12 protein-coding genes and 1 riboswitch are annotated in these 19,664 nt (G+C 44.2%); all 12 genes read left to right on the top strand.

The window, feature by feature from the left end; translation table 11 throughout:
• Positions 1 to 25: 25 nt before the first annotated feature.
• Positions 26 to 99: riboswitch (cyclic di-GMP riboswitch) on the bottom strand.
• Between the two features lie 1,442 nt (positions 100 to 1,541).
• The 12 genes from UWK_RS02110 to UWK_RS02065 all read left to right on the top strand — a co-directional run bounded on the left by UWK_RS02110 (position 1,542) and on the right by UWK_RS02065 (position 19,661).
• Positions 1,542 to 1,943, top strand: a complete 402-nt coding sequence (locus UWK_RS02110; protein ID WP_015402697.1) for a hypothetical protein — start codon at positions 1,542 to 1,544, stop codon at positions 1,941 to 1,943.
• Positions 1,944 to 2,023: 80 nt separating this feature from the next.
• Positions 2,024 to 2,569 (top strand): hypothetical protein, encoded by a 546-nt coding sequence (locus UWK_RS02105; RefSeq protein WP_015402696.1) that lies wholly within the window; start codon positions 2,024 to 2,026, stop codon positions 2,567 to 2,569.
• Between the two features lie 182 nt (positions 2,570 to 2,751).
• On the top strand, positions 2,752 to 3,414 hold the full coding sequence (locus tag UWK_RS02100; protein WP_015402695.1) for a hypothetical protein: 663 nt from the start codon (positions 2,752 to 2,754) through the stop codon (positions 3,412 to 3,414).
• Positions 3,415 to 3,664: 250 nt separating this feature from the next.
• Positions 3,665 to 4,228 carry a hypothetical protein gene (locus UWK_RS02095; RefSeq protein WP_167320707.1) on the top strand — a complete coding sequence of 188 codons (564 nt, stop codon included), beginning with the start codon at positions 3,665 to 3,667 and terminating at the stop codon, positions 4,226 to 4,228.
• A gap of 575 nt (positions 4,229 to 4,803) precedes the next feature.
• Positions 4,804 to 5,682, top strand: a complete 879-nt coding sequence (locus UWK_RS02090) for a DUF2156 domain-containing protein (RefSeq protein WP_015402693.1) — start codon at positions 4,804 to 4,806, stop codon at positions 5,680 to 5,682.
• Between the two features lie 302 nt (positions 5,683 to 5,984).
• Positions 5,985 to 6,167, top strand: coding sequence for a hypothetical protein (locus UWK_RS20105; RefSeq protein WP_407637478.1), 183 nt, complete (start codon positions 5,985 to 5,987; stop codon positions 6,165 to 6,167).
• Between the two features lie 699 nt (positions 6,168 to 6,866).
• Positions 6,867 to 7,889 carry a WD40 repeat domain-containing protein gene (locus UWK_RS02085; RefSeq protein WP_041916269.1) on the top strand — a complete coding sequence of 341 codons (1,023 nt, stop codon included), beginning with the start codon at positions 6,867 to 6,869 and terminating at the stop codon, positions 7,887 to 7,889.
• A 14-nt stretch (positions 7,890 to 7,903) separates the two neighbouring features.
• Positions 7,904 to 10,471 (top strand): lipase family protein, encoded by a 2,568-nt coding sequence (locus UWK_RS02080; protein WP_015402691.1) that lies wholly within the window; start codon positions 7,904 to 7,906, stop codon positions 10,469 to 10,471.
• 226 nt (positions 10,472 to 10,697) lie between these two features.
• Positions 10,698 to 10,880 (top strand): hypothetical protein, encoded by a 183-nt coding sequence (locus UWK_RS20100; RefSeq protein WP_407637477.1) that lies wholly within the window; start codon positions 10,698 to 10,700, stop codon positions 10,878 to 10,880.
• 724 nt (positions 10,881 to 11,604) lie between these two features.
• Entirely contained in the window at positions 11,605 to 12,687 is a 1,083-nt protein-coding gene (locus UWK_RS02075) for a TolB-like translocation protein (protein ID WP_167320704.1), read from the top strand.
• A 152-nt stretch (positions 12,688 to 12,839) separates the two neighbouring features.
• Positions 12,840 to 13,982 (top strand): hypothetical protein, encoded by a 1,143-nt coding sequence (locus tag UWK_RS02070; RefSeq protein ID WP_015402689.1) that lies wholly within the window; start codon positions 12,840 to 12,842, stop codon positions 13,980 to 13,982.
• A 12-nt stretch (positions 13,983 to 13,994) separates the two neighbouring features.
• Complete coding sequence (locus UWK_RS02065) at positions 13,995 to 19,661, top strand: cadherin-like domain-containing protein (RefSeq protein ID WP_015402688.1); 5,667 nt, start codon at positions 13,995 to 13,997, stop codon at positions 19,659 to 19,661.
• The last annotated feature ends 3 nt before the right edge of the window (positions 19,662 to 19,664 follow it).

The following is a 19,664-nucleotide window of genomic DNA, read 5'->3' as shown; positions in this document are numbered from 1 at the left end:
AAAAAAAACCGAGCCACCTTATTAATTAGGCAACTCGGCTATCTCTAAAGACCCGCAGTTTTCCGTCCCTGCTTTCCAACAGGTTTGGCATTTTCTATTAATGTTACTTTTTTATAACATATGAAGGGGTTTCTTGCAACGGTAAAATTCCAATTTTCAACCACAATACAGGTTGTTACGACGTGGCACCAGCGAAAGCATTTTCTGTGTTGGGACTCAAAAAAGAACCCAATGTCAAGGTTAAGAGAACTGTATGGGACGATATTTAAGCTGATAGCGTTATCGAGTGTTAAGGGGGGATTGATTCTCTTGCGATGTCTGAACTTTTGACAAAATCTGTCAAATTGAATCACGAAAACTACACCTTATTTGCTGAGAATGAGGTTCATTGTAGAAAAAAGTAAGCCCGGTGCAATATATGGAGATCTTGGTTTAAATATCTGGTGTTTGTTCAAGTCCTGGTTATTTGTGCGTCGATTTTGTGAAATCCTGGGTTTTTGTAAACCGTTCCCCACTCATACTCGAAAAGTTTTCACACTCCCTTCGATTGATAAAAGGACAGACTTCTTTTGAAAACCATTTCTGTTTTGGACACCAGTAGCGATCTTTGAACGGTTCGTTACATCCTTTGTGAGTCAAGAGTTTTCTCTTTCGGCTTCCGTGTCTGACTTCCCTCTCCTGTACGCTGAATTGCCAAATAGTTACACTGCACCTCCTCATCCTTGAGAAAATGGGCGCTTTGTAAGCGACTTGTGGTCACAAAGCGTCCGGGGTGAATGAATATGCCATATCAATATATCGGCAGAAAAGCGGAAAATCATTAGTTAAAAATAACTCGTAATAAAGGTTAGGATAGCCCAAGGGTAACAGAGGCTGCTGCAGAGACCAAAAGAGGCTGGATATTTCCCAGCTCTACTGTGGATTTCACAATCTCAGACTCTCAAAACTAGATATCCACGGGCACAATACTATTTAAGTGGACTGCAGTTCCAGGCCTCCAGGGATTTCTTTTATCTGCCGCTATAAACAGCTAGCCTATCCTTATATTGTAGTGTTGTTTGGGCCAATAATGATACCGGTGATACATTTCAGATAGAACAGATTACTTTTTGTTTATTTTGATAAAATAGGTATATTTACGGATAGTAATCTCCGAGATAACTTGTATACTCTCTTGCATATTGATGGTGTTGTTATTTTTTCTTCCTTTAAAACATCCTGTTCCTATTAATGATTTTGAGCGGTTCGGGAGATTTTAAAAGTTTTTGAAAATATCTGTCTCATTTTTCCGTTAACTTTTGTTGCTGTGGCAACTGATAAGTGGTTGTGGAAATAAAGAGCCGGTGCCGCATCGGTGAAGTTCATGGACACGATAGTGTTTTAATGGGTGACGCCTTTGTTTTGGTTGTTGATGTGAACTAGTGATTAAAATGTAAAGTATTAACAGGTGCTTGGTGGCGGTTCCCGAGGGTGGGAAGTAAGAAAAGAAAACGCAGAAGCCAGAAAGATCAAAGAGAAATTGTAAACAAGGAGCTATTGAAATGGCAAAAGTAAAAAGAGAGAACATGGTGATTAAGTACATATTGTGTGTGGCTATGGCAGTGTTGGTGAGCAGCTGTTCCTCGACCAGCTACAATGTAGCCCCTGATCAAGCACGACCAGCATTTAATGGAGAAGTTCTTGTTTTCGAGAAGTCTGTTCCGGAAAATATAAAATATTCAGTAATTGGTGACTTCGTTTCCCAGAGTGAATGGTATGGCGGCGCGGGTGAAACTGCAAATGCTGCTGTCAAGGAAGCTGCAGCTAAAGGTGCAAACGGAATGTTAATTGAAGCACAGGGACATCGGGTAACTGCGCTTTCCTGGGCATCTCCGTACACCGAAGGTAAGCTGCTCTGGATAGATAATTATGATGTGGCGCAGGGCCAACAAGTTAAGAAATAACTATTGTATCTTGACTGCTTTTAGATTGGGTGAATTGCCTGATTTTAAACAGCAGATTTTAATAATTGGAGGAAAAGAACGTGAAAATTTTTGGTAATTTCATGATATTTTTGTTTGGAATGTTGCTTATTTCTGGGTGTACTGCTTCTGTTAACCAATATGGTGTTTCGGTAGAAAATATTGAATCACTACGAAAAATGCAAAGTGCATCAAAGGTTAATATAAACACATTTACGTCTGAGACCATTCATGAGTCTATAAACTGTAGAGGCTCAATTACCATAAAGACCCCCAATGATAATTCATTTGAAGAGTATATTCGTAATGCGTTTATTTCAGAATTAAAATTGGCTGATTTATATGATTCTAGTTCAAGTCTTACTGTAAATGGGCACTTTGAAAAACTTGATGCCAGTTCAGTTGTAGGAAATGGCAAGTGGATGTTTGTAATCAAACTATCAGCAGATGGAAGAGAATCATTTACAGTCGATAGTGAATATCCTTTTTCTGCCAGTTGGTTAGGAGATAGAGCTTGCCAGCAAGTTCCACAGGCCTTTTCTCCAGCTGTTAAAAATCTTATTAAAGACATTCTCAATCATCCAAAATTCGCAGCGATGATTCGTTAAGGTTTCTTCTACTCCGATGGTTTTTTTTTGGTGATAAAACATATGTTTATCGTAAATCATTGCATTCAGATTGAAAAATGTGGCAATCAAGCAGATACCATAATCTCTGTATGTTTTGTGTGTTTTGTCGACTTTCTAACGGCCTCTACTCATTATGTATCGAATACGACAAGGTAAAATAGATGAAGTTGAACTGTAGGGTTAGTTTTTTTATAATTATTCTTTTCGCGCTATCTATGGCTTCCTGTGTGCAGGTTCAGGAAAGACCACCTGTACAGCCGATAATTTCTGCGCTTCAAATTGCTAGTGCTCCTGAAGAGTTACTAGCTCAATTACCAGCACCAATGGAAGGGTTTGAATGGCATCTATATAAAAATGCTGTTTTTCAGACACCCATAGGTTGGCATGAAAATGGAGGCTCAACGAACACTGACGGGATACCTATCGAAGTCTATGCAGCCAGCCCGGAAAAATTCTCGGAATCCAAAATGTTTGAAATGGGTGTTACCATCCAAGTCATCTCTGATTCTAATAAAGTAAAATCAATTCCTGCAAAAAAGATGGCCCTTCTTTACCTTGAGCCTTTTCTGGAAACCCATAACGAAGAAGAAATATTGATGTTTAGCCAAAATCGTAAGGGCGATTATGAAAACACCTACTTCAGGTATAGAGATGCACCTCCAGGGTTAAAGCCTATCATTGTTCATAAGTTCATCAGTGCAAGTAATGTTTCCGATTATGTGTATGTGTTTACATTTGAAAGCCCGGAAAGTACCTGGGAAGAAAATTGGGAAAAATACGGAACACCATTTTTAAGCAAAGTGATGTTTGTTTCCATTGAATAGTGGGCTCTGAAGCCAGGTATCTGCATGTGTCATCCTTTTAGGTCGTTAGTCTTGTGACAAGTCACAGGGATAGATCACAGGGCCATCTTGAATGTATTGTTCGCTGCCCTTTTTGGGTAAACATCGAGGGTATTTTAATTTTTCAGTGTGAGAGTGTATGAGGGTAAATCAATTATTGATCATCATTGCTATTTTTTCTAGTAGTTCAAACGTCCATGCCAACCCTTCCTTGGCTAAGGCCGAGTCCTATATGACCTCACAGGGCTTTTACAAACAATTGTATGATCTCGGAGTGTATTGGGATAGGGAGTTAAATATCCAAAGGGATTGTAATAGTAAGTATTATGTGAACCCTATCTCACATGCGATTCTCACTCCTTTAACATTTAATAATGAAGATGTTTATCCTGTTGGAGGTGTGTGGACATTTAGGTATGAATTTAAGAGATGTAATAAAAGCAAAATATATAATGCCATAGTGGTAGCTAAAAACGGGAAAGAACCACAAATGGGAATGTTGGTACCGGGAACTACCTATTGTTCACCGCTATTAATTCGTGACTTATTTGTAGGCGGGGTCGCAGGGATGGTGGCTATAAAGAGGAAAGATGAGTCGTGCAAAACAATAAAAGTATTAGACACCAAAGTGACAAAAGGGCCAGACATAACAGACAGTGCTGGCAAAGAACATCCTGGAATGTGGGAAGAACAATGGATTGTTAAATCCTGTAATGAAACAATAACTATGACATTCTGCTTTGTACCGGATGGAAACAATGGAACAAACTGGTCAAGTGGAAAATGTAAAATATAAGATAGGTAAGGTTTGCCGGATAGGAAGTGTGGTTAATTGTTGATTCTTCCTCTTTGCCTTTCACTCTTTCTGCTTAAACATTCAAACACAATGCCATTCACGTGTGGGGGGGCAGCGCAAGCCCCCCCCAAGGAATTTATTTATCCTGCTGCAACAAACAAGTTACTTTTATTGCTGTGGCAACTGATAAGAGAAATTCCGGTAACACAATACAGTTTTTCCCTTAGTTTTACTTATCACAGATGTCCCCTGAGTTACAATTCACCCATAGGGTGGGCTGTATTACGGAAAAGTACGCTTTAGTCGGATGAACCTTTAAAACTTCGATTTTTCTTGAGGTGGTTGCAGTCAATAATATGCCCCTTATATGGGAAAATTATTGACTGCAGGTTGCTGCTATGTACATAATTCTTATATGTTGTTCTCAAATGTGGGTTCTTCACTGCGGTTGGAGTGTCTGGCCGGGTTAACTGGAATTAGCGATTGATTTCCACAAGATCATTGGCAAAGAAAGATAGCTATAGAAATTCTCGATGCCCTCAGAGTGATATTGTCCCTATCTTCAAAGGAATCTCATGACCCTGCACCTGCTCTCCCTTGATGACCGGCTCTTTGTTACCGAATATCTCCGGCGTTTTCCACCTGAAACTTCGGAGCTGACCTTCACCAATCTCTATTCCTGGCATAATACCCGTCCGATCTGGGTAGATGTTATCAGCGACTCGCTCATTGTTTTTGCTGAGACTAAGATGGGGCTGGTGGTTCTGGGCCCCCCCGTCGGATCGGTATCCCTGACTGAGGTTTTCCGTGAGTATGGCAGTCAGATAAGTGGAGCTGAGCGTATCCCTAAGGACATGATAGCGGATATCCCCCTGCTTCCTGGCGTCACGGTTGCCGAGGACCGGGATAACAGCGACTATGTCTATCTTCGGGAAGAGCTTGCCACCCTTGCCGGTAGAAAATTCACGAAAAAAAGAAATCACATCAACAAGTGCCTGGCCGCATACAGTTGCCAATATGAGATCATCACCTCGGAATTAGTTACCGAGTGTATGGCCATGCAGGATCGATGGTGCGCCGCCCGGAATTGCAAAGCTGAACCAGGGCTATGCGGTGAATATCAGGCCATAGCAGAAACTCTGTACCACTATCAGGAATTTGGTCTTACTGGTGGCGCCATTCGTATCAAGGGAATTGTTGAGGCTTTTACCGTGGGTGAGGCGCTTAACCCCTCGACCGTGGTCTGCCATTTTGAGAAGGCTATGCCCCAGTTTCAAGGCCTGGGCCAGTTGATAAATCAGTGGTTTGCCAAAAACAACCTCAGCGGTTTTACCTATGTCAACCGGGAGCAGGATCTCGGAATTCCTGGTCTGCGCCGGGCAAAAGAAAGTTACTATCCGCATCATCTGGTCGAAAAGGTGCGGATTTCCTTGTCTGGTTCGAGCATCGAATGACCAATATTATCGCGGTAGTCTAAGTGCGCGTCAAAATACTGCAAGAGCAGGCGCTTTCCGTTAGGCGAAAAAGGGGTCAAATCTCCCTTTGACCTTTGTGGCGAATTTGTGGTATTAAATCAAACTGAAATCTCTGTTCTTTAGTTATTTTTTTCTCTTGGCTACATTGGAAATTAGTTGGCAAACTAAATGGTTGCCCTTAGCTTTCGCTACTCGATCGAAGAGAAAGGTTAAAAGGAGACCCCTGTCGCTGCCTTAATTACAGCGCAAGCGATGGTAATGGCGGAAGCGTCACCGGTACCCTGCAGATAGATATTTTATCCGTGGATAATGCGACAGTTTTTGGAGCTGACATCCTGACCACCGATGAGGACACTTCTGTTACAACGACGGTTACTGCCTTGTTGGCCAACGATTCTGATGTTGAAGGTCCGCTTAGCCTGTGCTTTCAGCCTGCCGCAATAAACAATTTGCCTTTATATTAGTTAGAGTTGATTTTGAGCCAATAATGATTGCAATGACACATTTTAACCAAGATGGATTAGTTTCTGTTTATATTGAAAAATAGGTATATTTACGGATAGTAAATTGCGAGATAACTTGTATATTCCCTTTCGCATTGATGGTGTTGTTCTTTTCTCTTCTTTTAAAATATCCTGTCCCTATAAATGATTTTGAGCGGTTCAGGAGATTTTAAAAGTTTTTGAAAAGATCTGTCTCATTTTTTTGTTACTTTTGTTGCTGTGGCAACTGATGAGTGTTTGTGAAAATGAACAGCCGATCAAGATTATTGTTCCAGCATTGGTGGAACTCAGGGGGATAGTGTTGTGTTTTCGGAACTGTGCCTGAATTTAGTGATGAAAAAAATTGGTGTTCGCAGTCCTTCCCATGCTCTAGCCCGGCTGTTAAGCAGAATCTGATTTTCTTATAAAAAAAGGCAGAAAAAGCATAAAACCTACCCGTTCGGGTAGGTGGCAAACGTGCAATTATCGGGTAGGGTGTTTGCCTGTGGAATTTATGGAGAACGAGATCAAGATATGAACAATAATCGGATCATGGGGCATAAGATACTCGTAGGGTCAGTCTTGTCGTACGGGAAGTGTAGCTTTAAGCTAACTCTTGTTTCGATGTATTTTTTTGCAGCGCTTGTTGTACTTAGTGGTTGTAGTGGAGGGATAAGCAATATGGACACAAAACATATACGTAGAATGGCGGTTATGAAATGCGAAACTGGCCATTCTTGTGATGATATGACTATTCACCCTTCAGGCAGGTTTCTTGCCTGTACATCTGAGGTACATGATAAGGTGTTTGTTTTTGATATCAAAAAACATCAATTGATCAAAACCCTAGTCAAAGATTATAAGCTTTTCTCGTCGTATCTAGCCTACTCAACAGATGGTAAATATCTAATTGGTCAATCTCAAGTTGTGAAGGGGCAGCATAAGCTTCGAGTTTGGGATGTTGGGAATAATTATTCGCTTTATTCAGATGAAATGCCTCTTTTTCCTACTGGAAACCGACTGTACGCAACTCCTGATAATCGTTTGTATTCTTGGCATTTTCTTTCATTGAGGGGTAATAAAGAACCAAAAATTTATTTTTATACTGTCCCCGACATGAAACAAAGTGGGTACTTAGAGGCTTATGAAAATCCCGAAAAAGTATCCATTAGCCCAGATGGGAAATATATGGTTGATGCCTGGATGGATTTCGGGAAAATAGGAGTCAGGGGTAAAAAAGGTGATGTGCACTCATATCTTCGAATATGGCAATATCCTGAAATTGTATTAAAAAAACAATTAAAAGACGTTGCCTTTGGCCCGCCGGCATCCTTTGCCTGGACCTCAGATAGCAGTTATTTTTTGTATGGATCCAATGCGACGGACAAGGATGTCAGTTATAGAATATACCACCAATCGATGAAACTTTTTGATGTTGAAACGCATGAAATAGTTGAAACCATCGGTCCGATGGATACCTCTCCAATAATGCTGGGTTTTCTCGATAATGAACAATATGTCATTGCATTAACAAACAAACGCACACTGGACATCTGGGATAGAAAAGATGGCAAACGGATAGATCGTTACAAGTTTCCTAAAGGATGGGCTTTTGACGGTCTGCAAAATCCAGTTAATAAAAATCAGATTGCATATAATCATAAAGATGAAATTTGGATAATGGAAGTACATGACTTGCGTTGAACAGGTAATAACTTATGGCTATTACAATAAAAAATGATCTGGCTTTAAGCATTTTAAGCTACGAAAGTACAGATAAACTGGCCGAGTCCAAACTCTGGCAGGAAATGTCATCAGATGGTTGGGAACACCTTGGGCACAGTAGTGAATTCTTCAAAAACGATAATATTGAACCACCAACCAACGGCTTTGAAGCACAGGTATTCAGATCACCGGAAGGTGAAGTTGTAATCGCATATACAGGTACCAACGGTATCGATGACCTGGATGATGATGCACTCTTGTGGTTGGGTGGAAAGCCTCCGCAACAAGGTAGTGCAAAGGAGCTTGCTGACCTGATAATTAAATCCGAAGGGATAGATACATTACATGTAACCGGACATTCACTGGGTGGTCATCTTGCACAGGTGGTAACAACTTTTCTAAAAGAAAAATATAGTAATTCTGTTTCAATAACTGGAGGCGCATTCAACGTACCAGGTATCGGGGAGGCAGACGAACAGGATCCTGATTTCTATAATATCAATGGAGACTCAGATCTAGTCCATCATTCAGGTGGTGAACACCTTGGGGGAAGCGTTATCATAGACAGCAGTGTTTCTTTGCTTCGTCTCTTAACCGCTCATAGCTCTGAAGAATTGTATAATGAGATGTTGTCACGCTACCCGGAACTAGGAGAAATATCAGCCAAAGAATTTGCATCATGGGACAGTGAACAGCAGAATGAGTTTGTTTCTTCAGCCTTCAATGTAAGCCAAGAAGAAATGAGGGCAATTATACAGCAAGCAGCCGTAGAACGAGAAGCCGAACTGGATCTGATGAGTTCTCAAATAGCTCTTCGTGATGCAATCAATTCTGGTGATGGCTTGGACATCGCTCGTGAAGGTGCTGGCTATCTCTCCAGTTTAGATAATCGTAACGATGTTTTCTTGAATGATAACAACCCTGCGACTGAAGACGGATTCCTGGAACAATCTGGAGAAGCAATACTCAACGGCATCGAACACGGTATCGGCCTCGGCCAGGCCATAGATGATGGTGATGGTTGGGAGATTGCCGGAAACAGTATTGATCTTCTGCGTGATATAGAAGGGTATCTGGATGCAAACGGCGGCGGTTTTTTTGACGTTGAAGGAGTTGGATCAGGAGCCACCGCACTTACTATCGCCTCCTCCGGTCTTGCTTTAGCTGAGGCTATTGAAGACGGGGATGGCTGGGGGATAGCCAGTTCCACAACCTCACTGTTACAAGGGGTAGATAACTATGTTGAGGGAGGTATCGGCGTAGGCGGTGAAACTCTTGCTGGAGTTGGCTCAGCCATTGGCCTTGCCGCTAATATAGCCTCCTTTGATGATGTACTGGAATCGGGTGATGCCCTGAATATTGCCTACACCACTGCCAGTACCGTCAACAATGCCATTGGTGTCTACAATGCAATTGTGGGCAGCACTAATGCCATTGCCAGCAACATCCCCATAATATCTATTATTGCCATAGGTACACAGCTAGCTATGGGCGATGTAAGAGGTGCTGCTGTTACTGCATTAACAACTGCTGCACTCTGTATTCCCGTATATGGCTGGGCAGTAGCTGCCGCAATCCAGATCGTCAATCTTGTAGCAGGGGGAGATGATCCCCCCTCAGCCACAGCCGACTTCGCCCTCGATGAAAACGGCAACGTAATCATGGATGTCCATGGCGATTCGGATATGAAGGACAGCGTGCAAGCAGCAGCTTCCCCTCTCGTTGCCATCATCCAGAATTATAAAAAGCTAGGAGGCAGGGTTACCATCGATGGTAGTCTACCATCCCTGCGCATGGAAGCAGGAAAAGACCCGGAGATTAAATACACCTCTGAGTATGGCGGTAAAGTAGTGATCAGTGTAGCTGACAGATCACGCTTAGGGTTGGATATGCGCGGTGCCCTCTACGCAAGAGACCGTGGCGACAGAGTTGATGATGCTATTAAAACTGCAAGAGACAGCAACGGGAATATAAATTTTGCTAAAGTGGATGCAGCACTAGCTGCCATGGGCTTTAGCAAACGGGGCATGACCTATACCTACGGGGAATCCTGGACTCCTCGCATAGGATTCACTTACGGCAACGGAGTATTCACAGGAGGCGGCAACGCCAACGGCCCCCAGGGGCAGCACTTTGTCGCCGGTGATAAGGATATCAAATCCCTGCCCCTGACCCCGGAGCAACGCCCCTCACAAACCGTCGGAAAGCTCCTTTCTGCCGTCAGTCTGCAACATAACTTTGCAGGGGCTTCAGGGCTGCTGCTGGCCATGGGACTGGGCCTTGATGTGGATCAGGCCTGTGCCTCTGCCTTTTATGGACAGATAGAACACCCGGAAACCAATCCAGACTATGTAAAACCTCTGGATGCTGCTGCCCTTGAACGTTACCTGACAAACGGGAATGGCCCCTATGAACAGCAAGGTGCGCAGTCCACGGACAGTAACAGTATTCCCCCAATCACTGATGAGGCAGACCTGCAGGCGATCCTCTCTTCGCAGATCCCCGGCCTTGGCAGCACCTTCGATCCCTTTGCAGATCAGAGCGGTGTATCCGGTTTCTAATGAAAAAGGGGTCAAATCTCCCTTTGACCTTTGTGGTATTAAATCAAACTGAAATCTCTGTTCTTTAGTTATTTTTTTCTCTTGGCTACATTGGAAATTAGTTGGCAAACTAAATGGTTGCCCTTAGCTTTCGCTACTCGATCGAAGAGAAAGGTCAAAAGGAGACCCCTGTCGCTGCCTTAATTACAGCGCAAGCGATGGTAATGGCGGAAGCGTCACCGGTACCCTGCAGATAGATATTTTATCCGTGGATAATGCGACAGTTTTTGGATCTGACATCCTGACCACCGATGAGGACACTTCTGTTACAACGACAGTTACGGAGCTGTTGGCCAATGATTCTGATGTTGAAGGTCCGCTTAGCCTGTGCTTTCAGCCTGCCGCAATAAACAATTTGCCTTTATATTAGTTAGAGTTGATTTTGAGCCAATAATGATTGCAATGATACATTTCAACCAGTATGGATTAGTTTCTGTTTATATTGAAAAATAGGTATATTTACGGATAGTAAATTGCGAGATAACTTGTATATTACCTTTCGCATTGATGGTGTTGATATTTTCTCTTCTTTTAAAATATCCTGTCCCTATAAATGATTTTGAGGGGTTCAGGAGATTTTAAAAGTTTTTGAAAAGATCTGTCTCATTTTTTTGTAATCGTGTTGCTGTGGCAACTGATAAGTGGTTGTGAATATGAAGAGTCGGTAAAGATTATTGCTTCAGCATTGGTGGGATTCAGGGAGAATAGTATTGCGTATTCGGAAGTTTACCTGGATTTTAATGATGAAAAGAATTGGTGTTTACAGTCCTTCCCATGCTCTAGCTCTGGCTGTTAAGCATAATCTGATTTTCTTATAAAAAAAGGCAGAAAAAGCATAAAACCTACCCGTTCTGGTAGGTGGCAAACGTGCAATTATCGGGTAGGGTGTTTGCCTGTGGGATTTATGGAGAACGAGATCAAGATATGAATAATAAACGGATAATTGGTGTGGACATAACACTCGTTGGACATTCTGCAGTAACCGGGGAGCAGCTTGAGGGGATACTCTCAATTTGCTAATTAAACCAATCTATATGGTGCATTATATTACCATTATAGTGCTATTTGCTGCCAGTTTAGGAGGATGTTCTGTTGTGAGAAATGTACGCCAACCCGAAATGATGAGTGGACTGGCATTATCGCCGGATGGACAGACAATGGCATTCTCTTACCAATATTACGGGTTGGACAAAGAGCGCCACACCAGAACCATCGGTTTTTATGATTTTGCCAGTGAAAAGTTCTCCCTATTTGAAACGCCGAAAAATCAAGGCTGGAGCAAACCATCTTACTCATGGGACGGAACGAAGCTGGTTTTCACAATCAGTCAGGTTACCGAAAAGGGATTGCACTGGGATAAAAAGAAGTTTGCCATAATGGATTTGAGTGATTTCAGCTATGAAATCATTACCCCTGATTGGGGAATGCGATTTTGGCCCACCTTTTCTCCTGATGCAAAACGTATTCTCTACAAAAAGCCAGCCGAAATTCGCAATAGGGGGAAGACCCGTTATAAGCATTGGGATATCTGGGAGATGGATATTGGTGGAGAGGAAAGGACACAGTTGACTTTTTATAAGTATTATCAATTGGGAAATTGTTTTTATTTACCTGATGGTGAGAAAATTATTTTCTCAGGATTATACCCACTGTCAATAAACAGCGAGGAGTCTGATGCGTTTTATAATAAATATTGGGATAATATGATATTTATCATCGACAGATTAAACGTACCCGACGCACTAGATTTAGAACCTTTCATTGAGATTGAGAGTTATCATAAGAACTATAAATTCTCCAAATTGGTTGGAATTACAAAACATGAGGAGATACTGTATAAAGCCATAACAAACGGAATAGATAAGAAACAGGGATTAGATCCAGGGAAAAAAGGCTTTAATTATGATTTGTTTATTAAGCAACGTGATGGAAAAAACAACCGTCTAACGATGATGAAAAGTTATATTGCTGATGCCGCAATATCTCTAGATGGCTCAAGAGTGATTTTCCAGGATGATAAAGACCGTAATAGAATTTTAAGCTACTGGAGCATTAACAGTGACGGTACAGACCTGTTCGAAATCAAACTCCCTCAGCAACAGAAAGAGTGGCAGTCTTTAAAGCCAAAAAACTTACAGGCTATTGACCAAGGTATAGCGTCACCAGAAAGAGATTAAAGTTCGTGACAGCACCAGCTTCGTCATAGCCTCTCTGATTGTTGGGGCAACTTTCTGGTCAATAATAAATCGTGTGTTTTTACCAAAGGCATACACTACTAAAAGCATAAAAGAGTCAGTAGGAGCAGGAAATTATACGGTATGGAATTTTTATGAGTTGGGAATGTCCAGAATGTGGTGAAATAAATAATGATGACAGCTCCGTTCATTGTGTTTGTGGATATATGGATAACGATCTTCAGGAAAAGGCTACTGAAGATTATATCCCTGAGAAATCACCAAAAAAACCGTTAACCGGCAAACAGATACTGAAAAAAACTACCCGATTTGTCGGTATAGTCCTTCTGGTTGGCTGGGTAACACTGATCTCCAAACAGACAGCTGGTCGCCCATTTTTCCTGGGTAAGACATTTATGGTGACCTCTTTTACCATCTCGGTGTTTTGCATTTATCCCATGGCAAAAGTGGTTGGCCCTAAAAGTATCATTTTAAAACCTGTTCGGATGGTACGAGACGGACTTTTCAATATAGGCTGGAAAATACTCCCTGAAGATGATGGGGAACGGGAGCTTCACTGGTTTGGTAATTATTATCTGCTAAATCCCATAAAGGACGATATGTCTAATTACCTGGATGATGAGGGCAAGTGGGTATACTCAACAACGGGATATGAACAGTATTTCGGAGATGTAAGTCATCACCTTGAGCCGCTCGCCACGCTCCCCATGAAAGATAAAATAAATCGGCAGCGGCGTTATAAGCTATTTTTCAGATCAGCTAAGGCGTACTACCTATTTATGGCAGAGTACCTTAAAAAAAGATATGGCGTTGATTATTATAAAAGGGAAATCGGTACAGAGTATATGAAAAATCTAAGGCGCCACTTTCAGCTTTTTCTAAAGTTACGTGAACATACTAAAGAGACTAGCCCTCAAGTATATAATGATTATGCAACGTTCCAGAATGAATGGTGGTATGTCCTGCATATATATCTACGTGGTGCCTGCACAAAATTGATTTATGAGGATTATTCCTTGGGGCATCTTGATTGTTCCGGTGATCTGGTGAAGGAATTTCTCCAGGCCCGGGAAGATACCCTGTTGCGTCTCCCTGAGGACAACTGGGCGAATGAAAACGAAAAAATAGCCAGTTATAGAGCAATATTCCAGACAAACTCGGAAATAGCTGAGGGTACAATTTTCAACCTGATCAAACAGCAATGTGAAAATCCTGAAGTTCAACAGTATCCTGAACACCCAACCAAGACAAACAACAGTCGTACAATAAGGGATTAATGGGGATGAATTATGAATGAAGATCATAAAACAGATACCACAGAATCACCTGATGTTTTGCCCCAGGCTGAGATAACCAAAATCAATGCTTCAGAATATGCTGTTGATATAACTGGTTGTCATGGTTTGGAAATGGAAACAGGGGACCTCTCTGATCTTCTTCCCGGTCCAGCAGTATTTACCGCTCTCGCACGTGATCGAGTACAGACAGCCATGGAACAAACACTGGCTGAAGCTGGAGGCTCATTACCTGTCGGTGGCAAGTTGCTCCTTCATCTTAACAGTGCAGGTCCCGGCGCAATTCTGGATATTGCCATCAGTGCCAAAGAGGAAGGGATAATGCAGGCAACTTTATCGAGTACAGCCGGGACTGTCGCGCAAATTGTTGTGACAGGAGCAGTGGGCAGTACACCGCTTGCACCCATTGCACCGCTGGTCGGTATTGTTGCCGGTAGCCTCGTTAACACCGGTGTGGATTGGACTTGGGGTAAAGTGACTGAGATTAAAGATAGAGGGCATGAAGACACAACAGACGCGCTCCCGTCATCTCCCGAAACAATAACCTTCAACATGACCTCTGGTACCCTGACCAGTGACCTGCCATTGGAAAGCAATCTGGAAGTTGTCGATTCTCTGCGGCAACAGGGACATATCATCACGCAACTGGAGGGTTCCGATGGAATACGGTTCACCAATATCCAGGATAACCCCAAAGCTGAAGTGTTATACCATGATGATGGCTCTCCAGCAATTATACTCGACCCAGACAACAATTGGAGTGTTGAATACAAGGAGGATGCCAGCGGTATCGTTTATATCGGTACAGATGACAATCAACAGACAATTCCTTTCAACCCCAATGACAAAATCACCATTGACTATCAATCTGATTCCAACATTAAAGTCTCCGTCATTGACTCTAAAGGAGATACACCTTTAAATAATAACATTGAGAATCCCCCCCCACCGCAAACAGATTATCATGGCAGCAATAGCTCCGGGCAAACAACGCAAGCTTTTGACAATTACACCATCCAGCCAGGTGATACCCTTTCTGAATTAGCAAAAGCCAATAACACCACAGTAGAAAACATCCTCATTTTTAACCTGGAAATAGATAATCCTGATCAGATTAAAGCTGGTTATGAAATTGTTATCCCACCTGAAGATTGGGAATTCCCTTTGCCTACCCCCATGACCGATGCGGATGGAAACCCAATTTTGCTTGCATCTAATGATGATTCATTTGCAGAGCATTTACTCAGAAACAATCAAAGTGGAACATCAAGCTCTGAAGAGGAGCCACCACAAACGGAGTTAGAAGACAACACTGAATACTGGGTTAATCCGACATTTACAGATTATTTGAAAATTCTTGTTCCAACTTATGGGTTGTATTGCGGCCCAGGTTGGTTTGCTGGGGAGCGGACGAGCAGGGAGTATGCTCCACCGTCTGAAAACCCATGGGTAGAAGGAGTTGATGATGTTGATAAGTGTTGCATGACACATGATTTCGCTTATGAGAAAGCAGAAAACCAACCAAATGAAGCGGCGCTACTGCACGAGGCTGATATACAGCTTCTAGAAGATTTGGGCAATCTTCCCCAAGAAAGTATAGATGGTTTAGGAGTTTACGGTATCCTTTATCTGCCGCTAATGATCGAGTTATTTGAGGCCAAGGTTGTTGTATATGATGTGACTCATTCTGATAAAGACTCGTCAAATCTATCCTATGAGGAGGTTGTTGGTCGAGTAGCTGAGCGTCTTGACATTAGCTTTGAGCAGGCCGAAACACGGTTGCAGCAACTGGAAAATCCAGATTTACTTATAGCGGATGGAGTACCCTATTCTCAGAACCAAACAGACCAGATAGCTGTTACTAAAGAAGAATCTGATACAGTTCAATCTGAAGCAGAAGCAGAAGAATCCGAACAACAAATTCCACAAGCAGATTTAAATAAAGAATTTCTTAATCTCATGAGCTCGGAGAGCGATCTACGGGACGCAATAAACACCGGAAACGGTTGGGATATGGCCCGTACAGGTGCAGGGTTTGTATCCGGCCTTGACGATTATGCCGATGCACTGCCGGGTGGAGGTGACGGGTTTCTGAGTGAATCCAATGGAAGCGAAGCCATAGTAGACGGCATCGAACACGGAATAGGATTCGGGCAGGCAGTAGATGAAGGAGACGGCTGGGGAATTGCCGGCAACAGTATTGATCTTCTGCGTGATATTGAAAGCTATATGGATGCAAACGGCGGCGGTTTTCTCGACGCTGAAGGTGTCGGATCTGGGGCCACCGCACTCAATATCGCCTCCGCTGGATTTGCCTTGGCTGATGCCATTGAAGACGGAGACGGCTGGGGAATTGCCAGTTCTTCTACTGAACTTATACGTGGAATAGATCAGTATTCTGATTCGATAAACCTTGGTGAAAACACCATGAGCGGCATAGGCTCAGCCATAGGCCTTGCCAGCAACATCGCTTCCTTCGATGATGTGCTGGAGTCTGGTGATGCTGTCAGGATTGCCTATCAGACTGTCAGTACCGTTAATAACGCCATAATGACCTACAATGCCATCGCGGGTGTTGTAGACGGTTTAGGTGTCATCAGCGGTGGCCTTGGCAGCGTAGGCAGTCTGCTGGGCACCACCGGCAGTATCGCCGGTAGCATTCCCGTTATGTCCATCCTAGCCATAGGCGCCCAACTAGCTATGGGTGATGTAAGGGGTGCGGCGGTCACCGCTGCAACCACAGTCCTAATGGCCTGTGGCCCCTGGGGATGGGCAGCGGCAGCAGTCCTTCAGATAGCCAATATGCTGATGACCGAAGATCCCCCTTCAGCCACAGCCGACTTCGCCCTCGATGAAAACGGCAACGTAATTATGGATGTCCATGGCGATTCTGATATGAAAGAGAGCGTGCGAGCAGCAGGCTCCCCACTCATTGCCATAATCCAGAAATACAAAGAATTGGGAGGCAGGGTTACCATCGATGGTAGTTTACCATCCCTGCGCATGGAAGCAGGAAAAGACCCGGAGATTAAATACACCTCTGAGTATGGCGGTAAAGTAGTGATCAGTGTAGCTGACAGATCACGCTTAGGGTTGGATATGCGCGGTGCCCTCTACGCAAGAGACCGTGGCGACAGGGTAGACGATGCCATTAAACTTGCCCGTGACAGTAGCGGCAATATAGATTTTGCGAAGGTAGACGCGAGCCTTGCCGCCATGGGCTTTGTGAAACGGGGCATGACCTATACCTATGGGGAATCCTGGACTCCCCGGGTAGGGGTTACCTACGGCAACGGTGTGTTTACAGGAGGCGGCAACGCCAACGGCCCCCAGGGGCAGCACTTTGTCGCCGGTGATAAGGATATCAAATCCCTGCCCCTGACCCCGGAGCAACGCCCCTCACAAACCGTCGGAAAGCTCCTTTCTGCCGTCAGTCTGCAACATAACTTTGCAGGGGCTTCAGGGCTGCTGCTGGCCATGGGCTTGGGCCTTGATGTCGATCAGGCCTGTGCCTCTGCCTTTTATGGACAGATAGAACACCCGGAAACCAATATAGATTATGTAAAACCGCTGGATGCGGCTGCCCTTGAAAGTTACCTGACAAACGGGAATGGCCCCTACGAACAGCAAAGTGCGCAGCCCACGGACAGTAACACTATTCCCCCTATCACTGACGAGACAGACCTGCAGGCGATCCTCTCTTCGCAGCTACCCGGCCTTGGCAGCACCTTCGATCCCTTTGCGGAACAGAGCGGCGTATCCGGTTTCTCCTTTGCAAAGGCACCCGCACTACCCGCCACTTCCTATTCCAATATCCCTGAGTGGTGGCAGGAATTATCCGCAAGCGATTTTTACGAGTACTTTTATCCCGACCAGAAACCGGTTGATGTACTCCTTACCAATAACATCCTGATAAGCGAGACGGATCTGCCTTCCGGTTTTGAAGCACCTCCACTTCCTGAAGGCACCAGCCAGGGAGTCTACTTTTCCATGGTGCAGGATTCAAGCCTTCGCTTTCTGGCAAGCAGCCTTGTTCAGGAAACATCGTACAGTTCGTCTGCAGAATCCTACACCCTTCTTTCTTACGGCAACGTACAACACGGCACACTGTACGAAGATGTTAATGGAGATCTGCGTTTTGCGGCGGACGAGGGCTTTGCAGGAACGGCCTCCTTTGAATACACCTTACTTGGCCCAAGTGGAGAAACCATCACCCGTCGTGCCTTAATCGTGGTTGAAGATCAAAACGACCTGCCGGAACTGAACCCGGATCATTTCATCATTTATGAAGGAGACTCCTTTTATCTGGATCAACTGCTTACCAATGACAGCGATGCCGATGGCGATCCAATCACCCTTGATCATTTTCGTGGTCTTGAACATGGGACAATTACTGAGATAAATAACCGTTTACTCTTCACTCCCGAAAAGGGTTTCACCGGAACCCTGAATTTCAGTTATATGGCCCACGACGGTACCTACCCGCAAAGGGGAGAGGCCAGCCTCACCATACTTGATGAAAATCTCGGTCCAGTACCCACCGACGACAGGTTTATTATCCTCGAAGATCACTCCCTGACAACCACGGTAGACAAACTCCTGGCCAATGACCACGAATACGACGGAGAAACAATCCAGTTGACAGGGGTCCATGGTGCCAGACACGGCCAGGTAAGCATGGATACGAGCGGTACTGTCACCTTTATCCCGGATGCTGATTATGCGGGAACCGAAGCGGGATTTTCTTACACCGTCACGGATCAGTCCGACAATCTCAGCACCGGCTTTGCCGCCATTGAAGTCCTGGACCAGCGGGAAGCGCCCCAGGTAAGCAGCACTACCTACCCCGCAATCAACGAAGACGAACCCATCACCTTCTGCCCGGAAGAGATTGCCAGGTTTGTAAGCGATGCCGATGGCGATCAGTTGCATCTCGATTTCATCACCAATATTGAGCACGGCAGTGTTGTTGTAGAAAACGGCTTCTTCAAGTTTATCCCCGAAGCAGGATATTCCGGCATCGCATCGTTTGACTATCAGGCCAATGACAGCCATCGGGGCACGGTGCAGGGTCACCTTGAGTTTGAGATATTGCCGGTCAATGATCCCGTTGCCATGGGTGCAGACAGTTTTCAGACCACGGAGGAAACACCGCTGTTAATTGCCGTTGGAGATCTGCTGGCAAACGACAGTGATCCGGAAGGAGGATCTGTACATTTTGTCTCGGTGGGTGATGCTGAGCATGGGAGCGTCTCAGTTGACGCGAACAACAACATCACTTTTACCCCCAACTCCAACTACTTTGGCGCCGAAGCCGGATTCAATTACACGATTAAGGATGATGAAGGTCTTGAATCAACTGCTTTTGTCGGCGTGGAGGTGACAGGAAGCAATGATGCTCCGGAGATCCTCACAGACACTCTATCCACAAACGAAGATCAGGCCATCACCTTTGATGCTTCAACCATTGAACGCTTTCTTCAGGACGTGGATGGAGACAATGTAACCCTCACGGGTATCGTAAACGTCAATGGCGGAGTGGTGAGTGAAGAGAACGGTTTATATACTTTTACCCCCACGCCAACTACCATGGTGCCGCTTCCCTTGATTACAACGCAAGCGATGGTAATGGCGGAATCGTCACCGGTACCCTGCAGATAGATA

It is taken from the genome of Desulfocapsa sulfexigens DSM 10523 (genome assembly GCF_000341395.1).
Classification (GTDB): domain Bacteria; phylum Desulfobacterota; class Desulfobulbia; order Desulfobulbales; family Desulfocapsaceae; genus Desulfocapsa; species Desulfocapsa sulfexigens.
The sequence above is the reverse complement of the archived record's forward strand: the minus strand, read 5'-3'. Positions and strand labels throughout refer to the sequence as shown.